Source organism: Kitasatospora sp. NPDC004799 (genome assembly GCF_040609095.1).
GTDB lineage: Bacteria > Actinomycetota > Actinomycetes > Streptomycetales > Streptomycetaceae > Kitasatospora.
In genome coordinates this window covers 1-1667 of the sequence record NZ_JBEXJK010000763.1, presented here as the reverse complement: position 1 = coordinate 1667, position 1667 = coordinate 1, and the positions used below count along the sequence as shown (strand labels likewise).

Here is a 1667-nt window from a genome sequence, read left to right as displayed (position 1 = left end):
GGTTCAGGTCGGTCGGCGCGGACGTCAGCCGTCCGCCCCGGCGTCAGTCGTCCAGCTCCGCGAGGAAGTCCAGCGCCGCCGCCCAGGCCCGCCGGCCGCCGGCCAGCCCGACCCGCAGCCCGGCGGGGGCGGGCCCGGCGTGGCGCAGCACGTTGGTCAGGCCCTCCTGCACGATCCGGTACGCCTCACGGGAGACCGCCTCGGGCAGGCCGGCCAGCCCGGGCGCCAGTTCGGCGTCCACCGCCACCCCGGCCCGGCCCAGCTGGCGCAGCAGGTCGTCCAGCCCGGCGAGGGTGGGCCCGGCCGGTCCGCTCGCCTCCGGGTCCTCCTCGCGCAACAGCCCGAGCACGGCGTCGAGTTCGGCGACGGCCGCCCGGGCGGTCTCCTCGATCGCCGCGAGCGCCTCGGCGGCGAAGTCCGGGTTGCTGCGCAGCACCCGGGCGGCGGCCGAGGCCTGGATGCCGACCGCGCTCAGCGCGTGCCCGACCGAGTCGTGCAGCTCGCGGGCCAGCCGGTTGCGCTGGGCGAGCACGGTGGCCCGGCGCTCGGCGGCGGCCAGCCGCTCCTCCGGGGTCGGGCCGAGCAGGGCGGGAGCCCAGCGGGCGAGCAGCGCGCCGCAGACGGCGTTGGTGGAGACGATCAGCAGCAGCACGCCGAGGCCGAGGGCGGGGCCGGTGACCAGCCAACCGGGGAAGTGCCGCTCCCAGGTCCGGACGAACTCCTCGGTCCCCGAGAAGCCGAGGACCAGCACCACCGCGAAGGGGGTGCCGGCCAGCGTCATCCCGGCGACCACCCCGCCGAACAGGACGTGCAGCACGTACCAGAGCGCGGTGCGCCACCGGGCCGCCCAGGAGCGGGCCGGTCCGGTGGCCAGTTCCTCCGGCCGGGCCACCGAGCACAGCGCCCGCGCGGCCGCGCCCTCCAGCCCCCGGACCATCGGCACCAGCGCGGTGACGGCGGCCATCGGCAACGAGGTGAGCAGCGACAGCAGGTACAGCAGCAGCTGGCGGGCGGGCGACTGGTTCGGGTTGAGCGCCCCGAACAGCACCACGGACAGCATCCAGTACGGCATCAGCAGCGCGCCGCCCAGCACCAGGTGCACCCAGCGCAGCCGGGCCCGCCGCCCGACCGCCGCCCCCGCCGTACGCCGCAAGCGGCCGCCCACCCCCGTGATCACCCGCGCGACTCTACGGCAGTGGCGCGCCGGCGGGCGCCCCGTTCGGTGAGCGCCATCGCCCCGACCACCAGGACCAGCACCGCCGCCACCACCTGGGCGGTCTGCACCAGGGGCATCAGCCCGGGCACGGCCTTCCGCAGCTCGGTCACCCGGGTCGTCGTCGCCCCGAAGGCCACCAGCTGCCAGCCGCCCCAGCCGAACAGCGAGCCGGCCGCCGTCCAGGCCGCCAGCAGCGGTACGAGCAGCCGGCGCCCGGGACGGATCCGGAAGACGAGGACCAGCAGCGCCGCCGCCGCGGCCACCGCCATCACCGCGCCCACGCCGTCCATCACCGCCACGCCCCGGCTCCGGTCCTCCACCATCAGCTGCGGCAGCCCGGCGGTGCCGCCGAGCGCCCAGTAGGCCCGGGCCGCCGCGACGCCCGCGGCGAGCAGCGCGGCGACGCAGGCGAGGGCGCGCTGCACGGTCAGCGTGGGGGAGTCGGGCAGGT

Annotated in this window: 1 protein-coding gene and 1 pseudogene; both read right to left on the bottom strand. The window is 77.9% G+C overall.

Features of this window, described 5'->3' with window-relative positions; all coding sequences use genetic code 11:
• Positions 1-43: 43 nt before the first annotated feature.
• Positions 44-1177 carry a histidine kinase gene (locus ABZW03_RS40615; protein ID WP_355269869.1) on the bottom strand — a complete coding sequence of 378 codons (1134 nt, stop codon included), beginning with the start codon at positions 1175-1177 and terminating at the stop codon, positions 44-46.
• Positions 1174-1667, bottom strand: a pseudogene (locus ABZW03_RS40610) (hypothetical protein); the annotation flags it as partial. The gene ABZW03_RS40615 and the pseudogene ABZW03_RS40610, both read right to left, overlap by 4 nt.